Source organism: Phyllobacterium sp. 0TCS1.6A (assembly GCF_026420825.1).
Classification (GTDB): domain Bacteria; phylum Pseudomonadota; class Alphaproteobacteria; order Rhizobiales; family Rhizobiaceae; genus Phyllobacterium.
In genome coordinates this window covers 81,601-95,697 of the sequence record NZ_JAPMAB010000007.1, presented here as the reverse complement: position 1 = coordinate 95,697, position 14,097 = coordinate 81,601, and the positions used below count along the sequence as shown (strand labels likewise).

Genomic DNA, 14,097 nt, shown 5'->3' with positions numbered 1-14,097 from the left:
AACTCGGCCCGCCGCAAACCGTCCGGCCGCAGATCCCCTCGAAAATCAGTTACCGACCGCCCCATCGACCGGCACGGCATTCTCGTCCCCGGTCGCCGCCTTCGCGGCCTCGTCCAGCCGGTTCTTCTCGACCTGGCGCCAGCGCCGCACATTCTCGTTATGGTCGTTGAGCGTCTCGGCAAAGACATGGCCGCCCGTGCCATCGGCGACGAAATAGAGTTCCTTCGTCTGCGACGGATGGGCCACCGCCTCGAGCGCATCGCGCCCCGGATTGGCGATCGGGCCCGGAGGCAGGCCGTTGATCGTATAGGTATTATAGGGCGTCGGCTTCTCCAGGTCGGATTTCAGGATCGGCCGGTCCGCCGGCCGGCCCTTGCCGCCGAACAGTCCATAGAGAATGGTCGGGTCCGACTGCAGCCGCATGCGCTTGTTCAGCCGGTTGATGAATACGGCGGCGACGCGCGGCCGCTCATCGGCCTTGCCGGTTTCCTTCTCGACGATGGAGGCCAGCGTGACGAATTCCTCGATGGTCTTGATCGGAAGGTCGCGGTCGCGCCGCTCCCATATGTCCTCGACCAGCTTCTTCTGGTCGGCCTGCATCTTCTTGACGATCTCCTCGCGGGTCGTGCCGCGCGAAAACCGCATCGTATTGGCGAACAGCGAACCCTCCGGCGGCATGATGGCCGGCAGGTCGCCGGTCAGCACGTCATCCTCGCGGATGCGCTGGAATATCTGCTCGACGGTGAGGCCTTCGGGGATGGTCAGCGAATGCAGCACCGAACGGCCGCTGCGCAACAGGTCCATGATGTCGCGCATCGAGGCATGCGGCTTGATCTCGTATTCGCCCGCCTTCAGATCGCCCTGGTGGCCGTAGCTCTGGACGCCGTAGCGGAACACGCGCGCATCGCTGATGATGCCGCGCCGCTCCAGCCCGTCGGCGATCTCCATGATGCCGGTGCCGCTGCGCACGACATAATTCGTCGCCACGTCGAGCGGGCCCGCCGCATTGAACGACACCTTGCCGAAATAGACGACGGCCGCAGCCGCGATGACGGCGAGCACGACCAGCGACAGCATGAAATTGGCGAAGACGACGATCTGGCTGCGCGCCCGGCGCGAACGGCGCTTCGGCGGCGGTGGCGTACCCGGCTCGGGCCGCAGCGCCTCGGATGCCGATTGCGGCACAATCAGCTTGCGTTCCGGCGTGCCGGCCGAACCGTTCATCTCTCCAGACTGCTGATCTGAACTCACGCAGGCACCTCGGATGTTAGAGCATGGGCGAACGATACTCCGATAGGGGAGAATCGCCCGCGATTATGGCAAAAACGCGTGTAAACGTCTCCGTCATACTCCCGTTACTGTGGATAACGCCTCATTACCAGCGAAGCGTTCGTGCCGCCAAATCCAAATGAATTCGACAGCGCGATATCGATCTTGCGCTCGCGCGGCTTGTGCGGCACGAGATCGATCTTCGTCTCCTTCGACGGCTTGTCGAGATTGAGCGTCGCCGGAGCGATATTGTCGCGGATGGCAAGCGCGCAGAAAATGGCCTCGGTCGATCCCGCCGCACCCAGAAGATGGCCGATCGACGATTTCGTCGAAGACATGGATATCTTCGAGGCGGCATCGCCGACGACGCGCTCGACAGCGGCAAGCTCGATCACGTCGGCCATGGTCGAGGTGCCGTGCGAATTGATGTAGTCGACATCTTCCGGCCGGATGCCGGCGCGCTTCAGCGCCATTTCCATGGAGCGCTGCGCGCCCTCGCCGCTCTCGGACGGCGCGGTGATGTGATAGGCATCGCCGGACAGGCCGTAGCCGATGATCTCGGCATAGATCTTCGCGCCGCGCGCCAGCGCGTGGTCGAGGTCTTCGAGGATGACGATGCCGGCGCCCTCGCCCATGACGAAGCCGTCGCGATCCTCGTCATAGGGACGCGAAGCGGCGGTCGGATCGTCATTGCGTTCGGTGGACAGCGCCTTGCAGGCGGCAAAGCCGGCCAGCGAAATGCGGCTGACGGGCGATTCCGTGCCGCCGGCCACCATGACGTCCGCATCGCCAAAGGCGATCAGGCGGGCCGCATCGCCAATGGCGTGCGCGCCGGTGGAGCAGGCGGTAACGACGGAATGGTTGGGGCCGCGCAGCTTGTGCTTGATGGAAACCTGGCCCGAGGCAAGGTTGATCAGGCGTCCCGGAATGAAGAATGGCGAAATGCGGCGCGGGCCCTTGTCGCGCAGGGTATAGCCCGCCTCGACAATGCCTTCGAGGCCGCCAATGCCCGAACCGATCAGCACGCCCGTGCGGATCTGGTCCTCGTCGCTCTCGGGCGCCCATTTCGCATCGGCCAGCGCCTGGTCGGCGGCAGCCATGGCATAGACAATGAAGGGATCGACCTTGCGCTGCTCCTTCGGCTCCATCCACTCGTCTGGATTGAACGTGCCGTCGGTGCCATCGCCCACCGGAATGCGGCAGGCGATCTTGCAGGGAAGATCCTCCACCTCGAATTCGGTGATCCGCCGCGCCCCGCTCTGTCCGGCCAGAAGCCGGGTCCAGGAAAGCTCGACACCCGATGCAAGAGGAGAAACCAGCCCAAGGCCGGTTATGACAACACGCCTCATGGCCGATCCTTAATTGTCATATGCAACATGATTGTATCCGGTCATGCACATGGAGGAGAAAGGCCTGTACCCGTTCTCCCTTCATGTCCTGCCAGGCGTCCAAGAGATCAGGCAGATGCCTTGTCGATGAACTTGACGGCATCGCCGACAGTCAAAATCGTCTCGGCAGCATCGTCCGGAATCTCAACGCCGAATTCTTCTTCAAATGCCATCACGAGCTCGACGGTATCCAGGCTGTCTGCGCCCAGATCGTCGATGAAGCTCGCACCATCGGTGACTTTCTCGGCATCAACGCCCAGATGCTCAATGACGATTTTCTTGACGCGTTCTGCAGTATCACTCATGTGGAAACCTCAACCTGTTTGTTTTTCCCTACGCCTTGGTTAGCGGCACGGATGACTCTAATCAAGCAATAAGATGGTAGTTCCGCGCTGTTTAACAGCTAAAACACCAACCCCTGCGGCTTATTCCTTGCGGAATTCGACGGGCTTTCAATCGTTTTGTATCGCCCGAACTGGTGCGCGACTTATCACGCTTTGTTCGCGGCCTCAATCGCATAAATAGCATTGCCTGCCGGAAGTCCGGCGGCGATGCCGCCGCCGGCTCATATCATCGGATCGCGGCGATCAGATCATGGCCATGCCGCCATTGACGTGGATGGTCTGGCCGGTGACGTATGAGGCCTCGTTGCTGGCAAGATAGGCGACGGAGGACGCGACCTCCTCGCCGGTGCCCATGCGGCGCATCGGAATGGCGCCCATGATCGTTTCCTTCTGCTTGTCGTTCAGCTTGTCGGTCATGGCTGATTCGATGAAGCCCGGAGCGACGCAGTTCACCGTCACGTTGCGGCTGGCGATTTCCTGCGCCAGCGACTTGGAGAAACCGATGAGGCCGGCCTTGGAGGCGACGTAGTTGGTCTGGCCCGGATTGCCGGTCACGCCCACCACCGAGGTGATGTTGACGATGCGGCCATAGCGGCGGCGCATCATCGGATGCGTCAGTTCGCGGGTCAGGCGGAACACGGCCGTGAGGTTGACCTCGAGCACATTGTCCCAATCATCGTCGCTCATGCGCACGAACAGCCCGTCCTTGGTGATGCCGGCATTGTTGACGAGGATATCGACGCCTTCGAGGTCGGCTTCCGCCTTCGCGCCCAGCGCCTTGACCTCGTCACGGTCGGAAAGATTGGCCGGGAAGAGCCTGACGCGGTCGCCGAGTTCAGCGGCAAGGGATTCCAGCTTCTCCACGCGGGTGCCGTGGAGGCCGACAATGGCGCCCTGCGCATGCAATGTGCGGGCGATGGCTTCGCCTATACCGCCGGTCGCGCCGGTAATAAGTGCCTTGCGGCCAGTCAGGTCAAACATGTCATTCCCCTATGGTTTCAAGCTGTCAAAGCGGCGATGGCCGCATCCAAATCTTCGGGCGAGCCGACGGCGATACCGGAAATCTCCTTGTCGATGCGCCGGGCGAGGCCGGTGAGCACCTTGCCGGCGCCGATCTCGTAGAGCGTGGTGACGCCGTTTGCGGCGAACCATTCCACGGTTTCGCGCCAGCGCACCTGGCCGGTGACCTGCTCGACCAGCAGGCCGGCGATCTCGGCGGCATCGGTGACCGGCGCCGCGCGCACATTGGCGATCAGCGGCACCACTGGGTCGTTCTTGGCAACGCCGGCCAGCGCCTCGCGCATGGCCTCGGCCGCCGGCTGCATCAGCGCCGAATGGAAGGGCGCCGAAACCGGCAGCATGATGGCGCGCTTGGCGCCCCTGGCCGATGCCAGCGCCGCCGCCGCCTCGACGGCAGCCCTGGCGCCCGAGATGACGAGCTGGCCGCCGCCATTGTCATTGGCGATCTGCACCTGGCCGGATGCCTCGTCGCAGGCCGCCTGCACATCGGCATGTTCGAGGCCGATGATGGCGGCCATGGCGCCCTCGCCCGCCGGCACCGCCTTCTGCATGGCATTGCCCCTTATGCGCAGGAGGCGCGCAGTATCGGCAAGCGAGAACGTGCCGGCGGCGCAAAGCGCGGAATATTCGCCGAGCGAATGGCCGGCGACATGGGAGACCTTGTCCTTCAGCGCGACGCCCTTCGCCTCGAGAACGCGGATGGCGGCGATGGATACGGCCATCAGCGCCGGCTGCGCATTGGCGGTCAGGGTCAGCGTTTCCTCCGGCCCGTCCCAGATGATGGCGGAGAGCTTCTCACCCAGCGCCTCGTCCACTTCCTCGAAGACGCGGCGCGCCTCGGGAAAATTGTCGGCCAGCGCCTTGCCCATGCCGACCGACTGGCTTCCCTGGCCCGGAAAGGTGAATGCAATGGACATGGTCGTCTCCATCCGAAATGAATTTCAATGTGCTGCGCGGTTTGCCTATGGGCAAGCATAGAGTCAAGCCTTGATACATCGGCACGACATGCGGTAAATTTGCGTCATTATAAGTAAAAGCCCCGGCGGGACACAAAAAACCGTTCGCGGCTTGCTTCTTTGGCCATTTGCCCGTATAGAGCGCCCGTTCATTGCTCGGCGTCAGCTGGGGGCTGAACGGAGGGCCGGACCAAAATCCGTCGAAGCGAAAAGCTTCAGCCTCCCGTGTCTCCGCTCTCGATCGTCTCCACAGCGTCCTTTCTTCGCCGCACCGCGGCTTGAGAGATTCGCAGAGGTTCACCGCTGGCCCGCGCAATATCAACGAAGAAAGGCAAAGACAAATGGCTCTTTATGAACATGTGTTCCTTGCCCGGCAGGACATTTCGCAGCAGCAGGTCGATGCGCTTGTAGAACAGTACAAGGGCATCATCGAGACCAATGGCGGCACAGTCGGGCGTATCGAAAGCTGGGGTCTGCGGGCCCTCACCTATCGTATCAACAAGAACCGCAAGGCGTATTACTCGCTGCTCAACATCACTGCTCCCGCAGCAGCGATTGCCGAGCTCGAGCGCCAGCAGCGCATCAATGAAGACGTTCTGCGCTTCATGACCGTGCGTGTCGACGAGCACGAGGAAGGCCAGTCGGCCATGCTCGCACGCCGCGACGACCGCCGCGATCGCGACGATACGAGGTTTGGTGGCCGCGAGGACGATCGTCCGCGCCGTCCGCGCCGCCCGCGTGAAAACGAAGCCGGTGAAGGAGCAGCAGCAGAATAATGGTTGACATCAATCAGATCCCGACCCGCCGTCCGTTCCATCGCCGCCGCAAGACGTGCCCGTTCTCGGGTGCCAATGCGCCGAAGATCGACTACAAGGACGTCAAGCTGCTTTCGCGCTACATTTCCGAGCGCGGCAAGATCGTTCCTTCGCGTATCACAGCGGTAAGCCAGAAGAAGCAGCGTGAACTTGCCCAGGCAATCAAGCGCGCCCGTTTCCTCGGCCTGCTGCCCTACGTCGTAAAGTAATCATCATGGCGGCGGAGCGATCCGCCGCCAGTTCCATCCGCGATGGGCGCGGGTCTGGACATTCAAACTGACTGAAAACCCAAGTTGAGGCATTGGCGCCTCTAACTGCCGGAATGGCAGGACAGCGAGTGAAAATGATCCCTGGTGCACGAGATATTGGCGTTGGAGTATTGGCGGGCCTCGCGGCCGCGCTGCTCACGATCGGCATCATCGCCCAGTCGCCGCTCGCGACTACCCTCATGCTGTTCTCGCCATTGCCGATCATGGTCGCCGCCCTCGGCTGGGGCACGTCCGTCGGCGTCGTCGCCGTCATCGCCATGGCCGCGATCATCTCGCTCGTCACCGCCCCCATCGTCGCGCTCGTGACGATCCTCGTGACCGCGCTTCCCGCCGCTGCCGCCGCCTATTTCACCGGCCTTGCGCGCCCCGCCCTCGAACTCGGCGGGCCGAAGGACAGCTATGTCTGGTATCCGCTGGCCGATACGCTGCTGCGCGTGGCGCTGATCCTTGCCGCCGGATTCATCATCATCGGCGCGCTTATCGGCTTCGGCGATGCGCTGGCACCGCGGCTGCTGCAGGAATTCACCTCTTTCGCCGCCTCGAGCGATCCCTCGGTCGCGCCCGATCCGGCGGCGATCGAACGGCTCGTCCGCTACATGATGCGGGTCGCCCCGGCGATCATCCCGGCCATGTGGGTGCTGTTCACCATCGCCAATCTCTATCTCGCCTTGCGCCTGACGGCCGCCTCCGGCCGGCTGCGGCGGCCGCGCGACGACTGGCCGAGGGCGCTGCGCATGCCGCGCGCCGGGCTCATCATCTTCGCCGTCGCCTGTGCCGGCGCATTCCTGCCCGGCGGCACCGGCCATGCGGCGATGGCGATCATCGGCGCTCTCGGCGCCGGTTTCACCATGGCCGGCTTCGCCATGCTCCACGCCAGGACCAGGGGGCAGCCATGGCGGCCCGTGGCGCTGTGGCTCGCCTATCTCGCGGCCTCGCTCTTCATCCTGGCGCTCATACCCTTCTTCGTCGCCGGATTGCTGGACACCTCGCGCAGCGCGCCGGTTTCCAGGGCCTCGAAAGACACCAGACCCAACAACGACAATTGAAATCAAGACCTGAAAGGAACTTACAATGGAAGTCATTCTCCTCGAACGCATCAGCCGCCTCGGCCAGATGGGCGACACGGTAAAGGTAAAGGACGGTTTCGCCCGTAACTTCCTTCTGCCGCAGGGCAAGGCGCTGCGCGCCAACGAAGCCAACAAGAAGAAGTTCGAAGGCCAGCGCGCCCAGCTCGAAGCCCGCAACCTCGAGCGCAAGACCGAAGCCCAGGCCGTTGCCGACAAGCTCGACGGCAAGTCGTTCATCGCCATCCGCTCGGCCGGCGAGACGGGCCAGCTCTACGGTTCGGTTTCCACCCGCGACATCGCCGAGCTGATCAGCGCCGACGGTTTCTCGCTCAACCGCAACCAGGTCGAGCTGAACAACCCGATCAAGACGATCGGCCTGCACAAGATCGTTCTTTCGCTGCATCCGGAAGTCGAGGCAACCGTGACGATCAATATCGCCCGCACCAGCGACGAGGCAGAGCGCCAGGTCAAGGGTGAGGACCTCACCTCCGCACAGGCCATCTACGGCATCGAAGAGACCCCGCTGTCGGACGAATATTTCGACGACGCCGAGGAAGGCGAAGAGAACGCATGATCTAGATTTCGGAGTTCAAGCACTCCGAGAGTTGTTTTTACCCAAACGGAAGTACCCGGCAGCAATGCCGGGTATTTTTTTGCTTTCCAGAATGAAAAAATGATCTAGATTTCTTTGAGGACAGACTCATTTCATCTGATGGAACTTAATCCCTTCGACCGGATTGGTGAGTCCTCCTGTCACCCATGCCCGACCAAGACTCCCTCATTTCGAGTCTCTTTATGGCCGAGCTCTATCGTCAATGATGGAGATTGTTCATGAATTCCATACTCCGAGCCGCGCTCCGGCGGATGATCCACACTGGCAACCTGACCGTTACCGATGCCTCCGGCAAGAAGAACCAGTTTGGCGACGGCAGTGGCCAGCTCGTTCATTTTCGCCTGAACAGCGCTGTCGCCGAACGCAAGATCGCCTTCGACCCTTCCCTGCAATTCGCGGAAGCCTACATGAATGGCGATCTCGACGTGCTTGAAGGCGATATTTACGACGTACTGAAGATCGTGTTCGAAAATACCGGCGCCACCGTGGCCCGCGAGCCATGGATGGTGGCGCTCGAAGGCATTCGCAGGGCAACGCGCCGCCTGCACCAGATGAACAACCTGACCCGTTCATCCAGCAATGTGCAGCGCCATTACGACCTGTCCGAAGAACTCTACCGCCTGTTCCTCGATACGGACATGCAATATTCCTGCGCCTATTTCGAGCGCCCGGATGCGACGCTGGAAGAGGCGCAGCTTGCCAAGAAGCGGCACATCGCCGCCAAGCTGCTGGTTCACAAGGACCACAAGACGCTCGACATCGGCTGCGGCTGGGGCGGGCTCGGGCTCTATCTCGCCCGGCATCTCGAGGCCAATGTGACGGGCGTGACGCTCTCGCAGGAACAGCACGCCATCGCCAACAAGCGCGCCTTCGAGGAAGGGCTATCGGCCAGTGCGCAGTTCCACCTGCGCGACTACCGCACCATCGAGGACAGTTTCGACCGGATCGTCTCCGTCGGCATGTTCGAACATGTCGGCGTCGGCCATTTCGCCGAATATTTCCAGCATACGGCGCGGCTGCTGAAGAAGGACGGCGTGTTCGTGCTGCATGCGATCGGCCGCTCCGACGGTCCGTCCTATACCAACGCCTTCATCCAGAAATACATCTTCCCGGGCGGCTATATTCCGGCGCTGTCGGAGGTCATCCCCCATATCGAGAAGGCCGGGCTCGTCGTTACCGATATCGAGATCCTGCGCCTGCATTACGCCGACACGCTGCGCATCTGGCGCGAGCGCTTCATGGCCAACCGCGACAAGGCCAAGGCCATCTATGACGAGCGCTTCTGCAGGATGTGGGAATTCTACCTCGCCGCCTCGGAATCGGCCTTCCGCTGGCAGAACCTGATGGTGTTCCAGATCCAGCTGGCGCACCGGCAGGAGGCCGTGCCCCTCACCCGAAATTATATCGAGCACGAGGAGAAACGGCTGAAGCGGCTCGAATGCGAGCGCAGTTCCGCCAACAGCCAGACCCGGCAGAAGGAATCCATCGCCGGCCGATGATGGCGATGACGGGAGTGGCGGTGACCGCTGCCACTCTCTCCGGGGATTGCAACACCTGTTGAATACGGAAAATCCTCACCACGCCCGCGAAATCGCGTCTGGTCATTGAAATGGGGGGAGACGGGCGGTCTTCAGCGCGTCAGTAGGTATCAGGGTCGAGGTCCGAAGACCGCCCGCGACGTCTTTGCCTGCCATTGTCACGTTTGTCAGACGCAACAACCCGGAAAACGAAGCGCCACCTCCGTTTCCTTCTGCAGTTTGCCGCCCAATCGGGGTTGTCACTTCCGATCTTTCGGCAACGCCACCCTTTCCCAGCAATCGAAACAGCTCCGGAAGCTGCTCCCCCACTGGAAAGGACCGAATCAAAATAACCCGGTTTCAAAGTGGTGGGATAAGTTTCCATTTATCCCACCAGAGGGGACGTGTGTTGCATTACTGTTGTGGGGTCATTCAACAAGCTCAGCATGAGGATGATTGATTTGATTGCAGAAAAGTCGGGAGCCATGATCTGAAACCTCGCAGAATTATCCCCCTGCCAAACGCCCAATTCCCTCATCCTGAGCCCCTCATGGTGAGTTTGTCGAACCACGAAGGGCGCAGCAACGTTTGTGCAGTCTCTTTTTTGGAACGCTGCATCGAATAATGCGCGCTCCGGCGTCTTTATCAAAATTGCAAGCCCGATTTTCGCCGCCTGTTGATAGCGAGAATCATGCTACGGTTTTGTTTTACACCTCCGCCATATCTGCATACTCCAGAAGCTGGACAGGATCGGGATTCGAAATGGCTGAAGCGACGATACGCAAGATCAATGAAGGGCGCGACACGCTGTACCGCGAGGCGCCGAACAATATCGAGGCCGAGCAGGCGCTGCTCGGGGCTATCCTCGTCAACAATGATGCGTTCTATCGCGTTTCGGACTTCCTGAAGCCCGCTCATTTCAACGAGCCGCTGCACCGCAAGATCTTCGAGGTCTCGTCGGACATGATCCGCATGGGCAAGATGGCCAATCCGGTCACGCTCAAGACCTTCCTGCCGGCGGACGCCAGGATCGGCGACATGACGGTGATGCAATATCTGGCGCGCCTGGCGGCAGAGGCGGTCACCATCATCAATGCCGAGGATTATGGCCGCGCCATCTATGATCTTGCGACGCGGCGCGCCCTCATCACCATCGGCGAGGACATGGTCAATGTCGCCTATGACGCGCCCGTCGACGTCGCGCCGCAGGGGCAGATCGAGGATGCGGAGCGGCGCCTGTTCGAGCTGGCCGAGACCGGGCGCTATGATGGCGGGTTCCAGACATTTACCGATGCGGTGAAGACCGCCGTCGACATGGCCAATGCGGCCTTCATGCGCGACGGGCACCTGTCGGGCATTTCCACCGGCATCCGCGCCCTCGATGCGCGCATGGGCGGCCTGCAGCCTTCCGATCTCATCGTGCTGGCGGGACGCCCCGGCATGGGCAAGACCTCGCTTGCCACCAACATCGCCTTCAACATCGCCGCCGCCTATGAGCCGGAGCAGCAGGCGGACGGCACGTTCAAGGCCAGGAATGGCGGCGTCGTCGGCTTCTTCTCGCTCGAAATGTCGTCGGAACAGCTCGCCACGCGTATCATTTCGGAACAGGCGGAAATCAGCTCCTCGAAGATCCGCCGCGGCGAGATCAGCGAGGCCGATTTCGAAAAGCTGGTGGCCTGTTCGCAGCACATGCAGAAAGTGCCGCTCTATATCGACGAGACCGGCGGCATATCCATCGCCCAGCTCGCCGCCCGCGCCCGCCGCCTCAAGCGCCAGCGCGGCCTCGACGTGCTGGTCATCGACTATATCCAGCTGATGCAGGGCTCGTCCAAGCGGGCCTCGGAAAACCGCGTCCAGGAAATCACCGAGATCACCACCGGCCTCAAGGCCCTCGGCAAGGAGCTGAACACGCCGATCATCGCGCTTTCCCAGCTGTCGCGACAGGTGGAAAACCGCGAGGACAAGCATCCGCAGCTGTCGGACCTGCGTGAATCGGGTTCGATCGAGCAGGATGCCGACGTGGTGCTCTTCGTCTATCGCGACGAGTACTACATCAAGAACAAGGAGCCGAAGGCCGGCACCGAGGAGCATTTCAAATGGCAGGCCGAGCTCAGCGACGCGGCGGGCAAGGCGGAAGTCATCATCGCCAAGCAGCGCCACGGCCCGACGGGAACGGTCAGGCTCGCCTTCCAGGCCGAGTTCACGCGCTTCACCGACCTTGCCGAGGACGCGCACCTGCCTGAACGGTTCGAGTGACCAATTGCCCCTTCATCAATCGCAGATAATGGACATCGGCGCCGATCCCCGGCTTGCAGGCGGACGGCTGACCATCGACCTCGGCGCTCTGGTCGCCAATTGGCGGCAGCTGGCCGAAAGGTCGAAGCCGGCCCTCGCCGCCGCCGTGGTCAAGGCCGATGCCTATGGGCTCGGCATCGTCCATGTGGTGCCGGCGCTCTGGCGGGCCGGATGCCGCAGCTTCTTCGTGGCGCTGGCCGAAGAGGGTCTTCGCGTCAAGGCGGTGGCGCCGGATGCGCGGGTCTTCGTTCTCAACGGCTTCTTCGCCGAGGCTTTCCCGGTCTATGAGCAATCCGACCTCATTCCGGTGATCGGCTCGCTGGAGGAACTCGCCGGCTGGCGCCGTGCCAATGCCGATCGCAGCGAAAAGCTGGCTTACGCCTTGCATGTGGATACGGGCATGAACCGGCTCGGCCTGACGGTCGAGGAGGCGGAAAGCATCGCCCGTGATGGCGGGCAGCAGCCAATCCTGCTTCTCAGCCATCTCGCGGCGGCGGACGAACAGGGCCATGGCCTCACCCGCCGGCAATTCGAATCATTTCAAAAGCTTCGCGGGCTTTTCGAAGGCATCGAATCAAGCATCGCCAATTCGCCCGGCATCTTCCATGCAGGCTCCCCGGCGCAGGAACTGACGCGGCCGGGCATCGCGCTTTATGGCGGCGAGGCGCTTTCCGGCACGGCCAATCCCATGCGCCCGGTGGTGACGCTGGAGGCGCGCATCGTCCAGGTCCGGTCGGCGCGCAAGGGCGAAACCGCCGGATATGGCGCGACGGCCCTGCTCGAACGCGACACGCGCATCGCCATCTGCTCGGTGGGCTATGCCGATGGCTATCTGCGCTCCGCTTCAGGCAGCGGCGTGCCCCTGCGCCAGGTCGTCGGTGGTGGCGCGCAGGGCCATATCGCCGGGCAGCGCGTGCCGGTGCTTGGCCGCGTGACCATGGACCTCACCTCCTTCGACGTCACGGACATTGCGCCGGAGCATGTCGCCGCCGGGGATTTCATCGAATTGTTCGGCCGGAACATTCCGCTGGACGAGGCGGCCAGGGCCGCCGGCACGATCGGCTATGAACTGCTGACGAGCCTCGGCAACCGCTACCACCGCCGCTATATCGGCGCGAAAGAGGCTTGATGGCGAAGACGCGAATCCAATTCATCTGCCAGAACTGCGGCGCGGTGCATGCGCGCTGGGCCGGCAAATGCGACGAATGCGGCGAGTGGAACACGCTTGTCGAGGAAGGCACGTCCGGCGGCATCGGCAGCGGGCCCGGCCGGGTCTCGGCGCGCAAGGGCCGCGCGGTGGCGCTGACGTCGCTCTCCGGCGAGATCGAGGATGCGCCGCGCATCCAGTCCGGCATCGGCGAACTCGACCGGGTGACCGGCGGCGGCTTCGTGCGCGGCTCGGCGCTGCTCGTCGGCGGCGATCCGGGCATCGGCAAATCCACCCTGCTGACCCAGGCAGCGGCCGCATTGGCCCGCAAGGGGCACCGGGTCGTCTATGTCTCCGGCGAAGAGGCGGTGGCGCAGATCCGCCTGCGGGCGCAGCGCCTGCATGCGGCCGACACGGATGTGCAGCTGGCGGCCGAAACCAATGTCGAGGACATATTGGCGACCATTGCCGACGCCAGGCGGCCCGACCTCATCATCATCGATTCCATCCAGACGCTGTGGACCGACGGGGCGGATTCCGCGCCGGGCACAGTGACGCAGGTGCGCGCCGGCGCCCAGGCGATGATCCGCTATGCCAAGCAGACCGGCGCGGCGGTGGTCCTCGTCGGCCACGTCACCAAGGAAGGCCAGATCGCCGGGCCGCGCGTCGTCGAGCACATGGTCGATGCGGTGCTCTATTTCGAGGGCGAAGGCGGCCATCATTACCGCATCCTGCGCACGGTGAAGAACAGGTTCGGGCCGACGGACGAAATCGGCGTCTTCGAAATGTCGGACAAGGGCCTGCGCGAAGTCGCCAATCCATCGGAGCTTTTCCTCGGCGAGCGCAACGACAAATCGCCGGGCGCCGCCGTTTTCGCCGGCATGGAGGGAACGCGGCCCATCCTCGTCGAGATCCAGGCGCTGGTCGCTCCCTCGACGCTCGGCACGCCGCGCCGCGCCGTCGTCGGCTGGGACGGCAACCGGCTTTCGATGATCCTGGCGGTGCTCGAAGCCCATTGCGGCGTGCGCTTCGGCCAGCACGACGTCTACCTGAACGTGGCCGGCGGCTACCGCATCAGCGAGCCCGCGGCCGATCTTGCCGTTGCATCGGCGCTTGTTTCGTCGATTGCCGGTATTGCCCTTCCCGCCGATTGCGTCTATTTCGGCGAAGTGAGTCTGTCCGGTGCGGTTCGCCCCGTTGCGCATGCTGTCCAGCGACTCAAGGAGGCGGAAAAGCTCGGCTTCAAGCAGGCGGTTCTGCCCAAGGGAAGCAATGATGTTGCGAAGAACGGCAATGCGCAGCTGACCGAGACCGCTTCTCTTCCGGACCTTGTCGCGCGGATCGCCGCCTCGGGACCGGGAAAAAGACAACGCGACGACTGACTGGCCCCGGTGCCG

The 14,097-nt window shown here is 62.8% G+C and carries 13 protein-coding genes; 8 read left to right on the top strand and 5 right to left on the bottom strand.

The window, feature by feature from the left end; genetic code table 11:
- Positions 1-45: 45 nt before the first annotated feature.
- The 5 genes from mltG to fabD form a co-directional block, all read right to left on the bottom strand.
- Entirely contained in the window at positions 46-1,224 is a 1,179-nt protein-coding gene (gene mltG / locus OSJ75_RS15675) for an endolytic transglycosylase MltG (RefSeq protein WP_267228788.1), read from the bottom strand.
- 131 nt (positions 1,225-1,355) lie between these two features.
- On the bottom strand, positions 1,356-2,618 hold the full coding sequence (gene fabF / locus OSJ75_RS15670) for a beta-ketoacyl-ACP synthase II (protein WP_250018300.1): 1,263 nt from the start codon (positions 2,616-2,618) through the stop codon (positions 1,356-1,358).
- 107 nt (positions 2,619-2,725) lie between these two features.
- The gene (locus tag OSJ75_RS15665; protein WP_091880344.1) at positions 2,726-2,962 is read right to left on the bottom strand and encodes an acyl carrier protein; all 237 of its coding nucleotides are present in this window, start codon (positions 2,960-2,962) and stop codon (positions 2,726-2,728) included.
- Positions 2,963-3,244: 282 nt separating this feature from the next.
- A complete protein-coding gene (gene fabG, locus OSJ75_RS15660) occupies positions 3,245-3,982 on the bottom strand; it encodes a 3-oxoacyl-[acyl-carrier-protein] reductase (RefSeq protein WP_267228679.1) in 738 nt (245 codons plus the stop codon).
- Positions 3,983-3,999: 17 nt separating this feature from the next.
- Positions 4,000-4,938, bottom strand: coding sequence for an ACP S-malonyltransferase (gene fabD / locus OSJ75_RS15655; RefSeq protein ID WP_267228678.1), 939 nt, complete (start codon positions 4,936-4,938; stop codon positions 4,000-4,002).
- A gap of 380 nt (positions 4,939-5,318) precedes the next feature.
- On the opposite strand from fabD, the gene rpsF reads away from it, so the two are divergent.
- From rpsF to radA, 8 genes are all read left to right on the top strand, one after another.
- A complete protein-coding gene (gene rpsF, locus OSJ75_RS15650) occupies positions 5,319-5,753 on the top strand; it encodes a 30S ribosomal protein S6 (RefSeq protein WP_250018303.1) in 435 nt (144 codons plus the stop codon).
- Entirely contained in the window at positions 5,753-6,001 is a 249-nt protein-coding gene (gene rpsR, locus OSJ75_RS15645; RefSeq protein WP_008128538.1) for a 30S ribosomal protein S18, read from the top strand. Before rpsF ends, rpsR begins: the two co-directional genes overlap by 1 nt.
- 134 nt (positions 6,002-6,135) lie before the next feature.
- Complete coding sequence (locus OSJ75_RS15640) at positions 6,136-7,107, top strand: DUF2232 domain-containing protein (protein WP_267228787.1); 972 nt, start codon at positions 6,136-6,138, stop codon at positions 7,105-7,107.
- A gap of 25 nt (positions 7,108-7,132) precedes the next feature.
- The gene (gene rplI / locus OSJ75_RS15635; RefSeq protein WP_267228677.1) at positions 7,133-7,702 is read left to right on the top strand and encodes a 50S ribosomal protein L9; all 570 of its coding nucleotides are present in this window, start codon (positions 7,133-7,135) and stop codon (positions 7,700-7,702) included.
- A gap of 257 nt (positions 7,703-7,959) precedes the next feature.
- The gene (locus tag OSJ75_RS15630) at positions 7,960-9,240 is read left to right on the top strand and encodes an SAM-dependent methyltransferase (RefSeq protein ID WP_250018305.1); all 1,281 of its coding nucleotides are present in this window, start codon (positions 7,960-7,962) and stop codon (positions 9,238-9,240) included.
- A 780-nt stretch (positions 9,241-10,020) separates the two neighbouring features.
- Positions 10,021-11,514: a replicative DNA helicase gene (locus OSJ75_RS15625; RefSeq protein WP_250014434.1), complete on the top strand. Its 1,494-nt coding sequence runs from the start codon at positions 10,021-10,023 to the stop codon at positions 11,512-11,514.
- A 28-nt stretch (positions 11,515-11,542) separates the two neighbouring features.
- Positions 11,543-12,682, top strand: a complete 1,140-nt coding sequence (gene alr / locus OSJ75_RS15620) for an alanine racemase (protein WP_267228786.1) — start codon at positions 11,543-11,545, stop codon at positions 12,680-12,682.
- Positions 12,682-14,082 carry a DNA repair protein RadA gene (gene radA / locus OSJ75_RS15615; protein ID WP_250014436.1) on the top strand — a complete coding sequence of 467 codons (1,401 nt, stop codon included), beginning with the start codon at positions 12,682-12,684 and terminating at the stop codon, positions 14,080-14,082. Before alr ends, radA begins: the two co-directional genes overlap by 1 nt.
- The last annotated feature ends 15 nt before the right edge of the window (positions 14,083-14,097 follow it).

Coding starts and splice junctions, on each gene's coding strand:
- fabG (WP_267228679.1), bottom strand. CDS start 3,982: ATGTTTGACCTGACTGGCCGCAAGGCACTTATTACCGGCGCGACCGGC.
- OSJ75_RS15625 (WP_250014434.1), top strand. CDS start 10,021: ATGGCTGAAGCGACGATACGCAAGATCAATGAAGGGCGCGACACGCTG.
- OSJ75_RS15640 (WP_267228787.1), top strand. CDS start 6,136: ATGATCCCTGGTGCACGAGATATTGGCGTTGGAGTATTGGCGGGCCTC.
- fabD (WP_267228678.1), bottom strand. CDS start 4,938: ATGTCCATTGCATTCACCTTTCCGGGCCAGGGAAGCCAGTCGGTCGGC.
- rpsR (WP_008128538.1), top strand. CDS start 5,753: ATGGTTGACATCAATCAGATCCCGACCCGCCGTCCGTTCCATCGCCGC.
- radA (WP_250014436.1), top strand. CDS start 12,682: ATGGCGAAGACGCGAATCCAATTCATCTGCCAGAACTGCGGCGCGGTG.
- OSJ75_RS15630 (WP_250018305.1), top strand. CDS start 7,960: ATGAATTCCATACTCCGAGCCGCGCTCCGGCGGATGATCCACACTGGC.
- fabF (WP_250018300.1), bottom strand. CDS start 2,618: ATGAGGCGTGTTGTCATAACCGGCCTTGGGCTGGTTTCTCCTCTTGCA.
- rplI (WP_267228677.1), top strand. CDS start 7,133: ATGGAAGTCATTCTCCTCGAACGCATCAGCCGCCTCGGCCAGATGGGC.
- rpsF (WP_250018303.1), top strand. CDS start 5,319: ATGGCTCTTTATGAACATGTGTTCCTTGCCCGGCAGGACATTTCGCAG.
- alr (WP_267228786.1), top strand. CDS start 11,543: ATGGACATCGGCGCCGATCCCCGGCTTGCAGGCGGACGGCTGACCATC.
- mltG (WP_267228788.1), bottom strand. CDS start 1,224: ATGAACGGTTCGGCCGGCACGCCGGAACGCAAGCTGATTGTGCCGCAA.
- OSJ75_RS15665 (WP_091880344.1), bottom strand. CDS start 2,962: ATGAGTGATACTGCAGAACGCGTCAAGAAAATCGTCATTGAGCATCTG.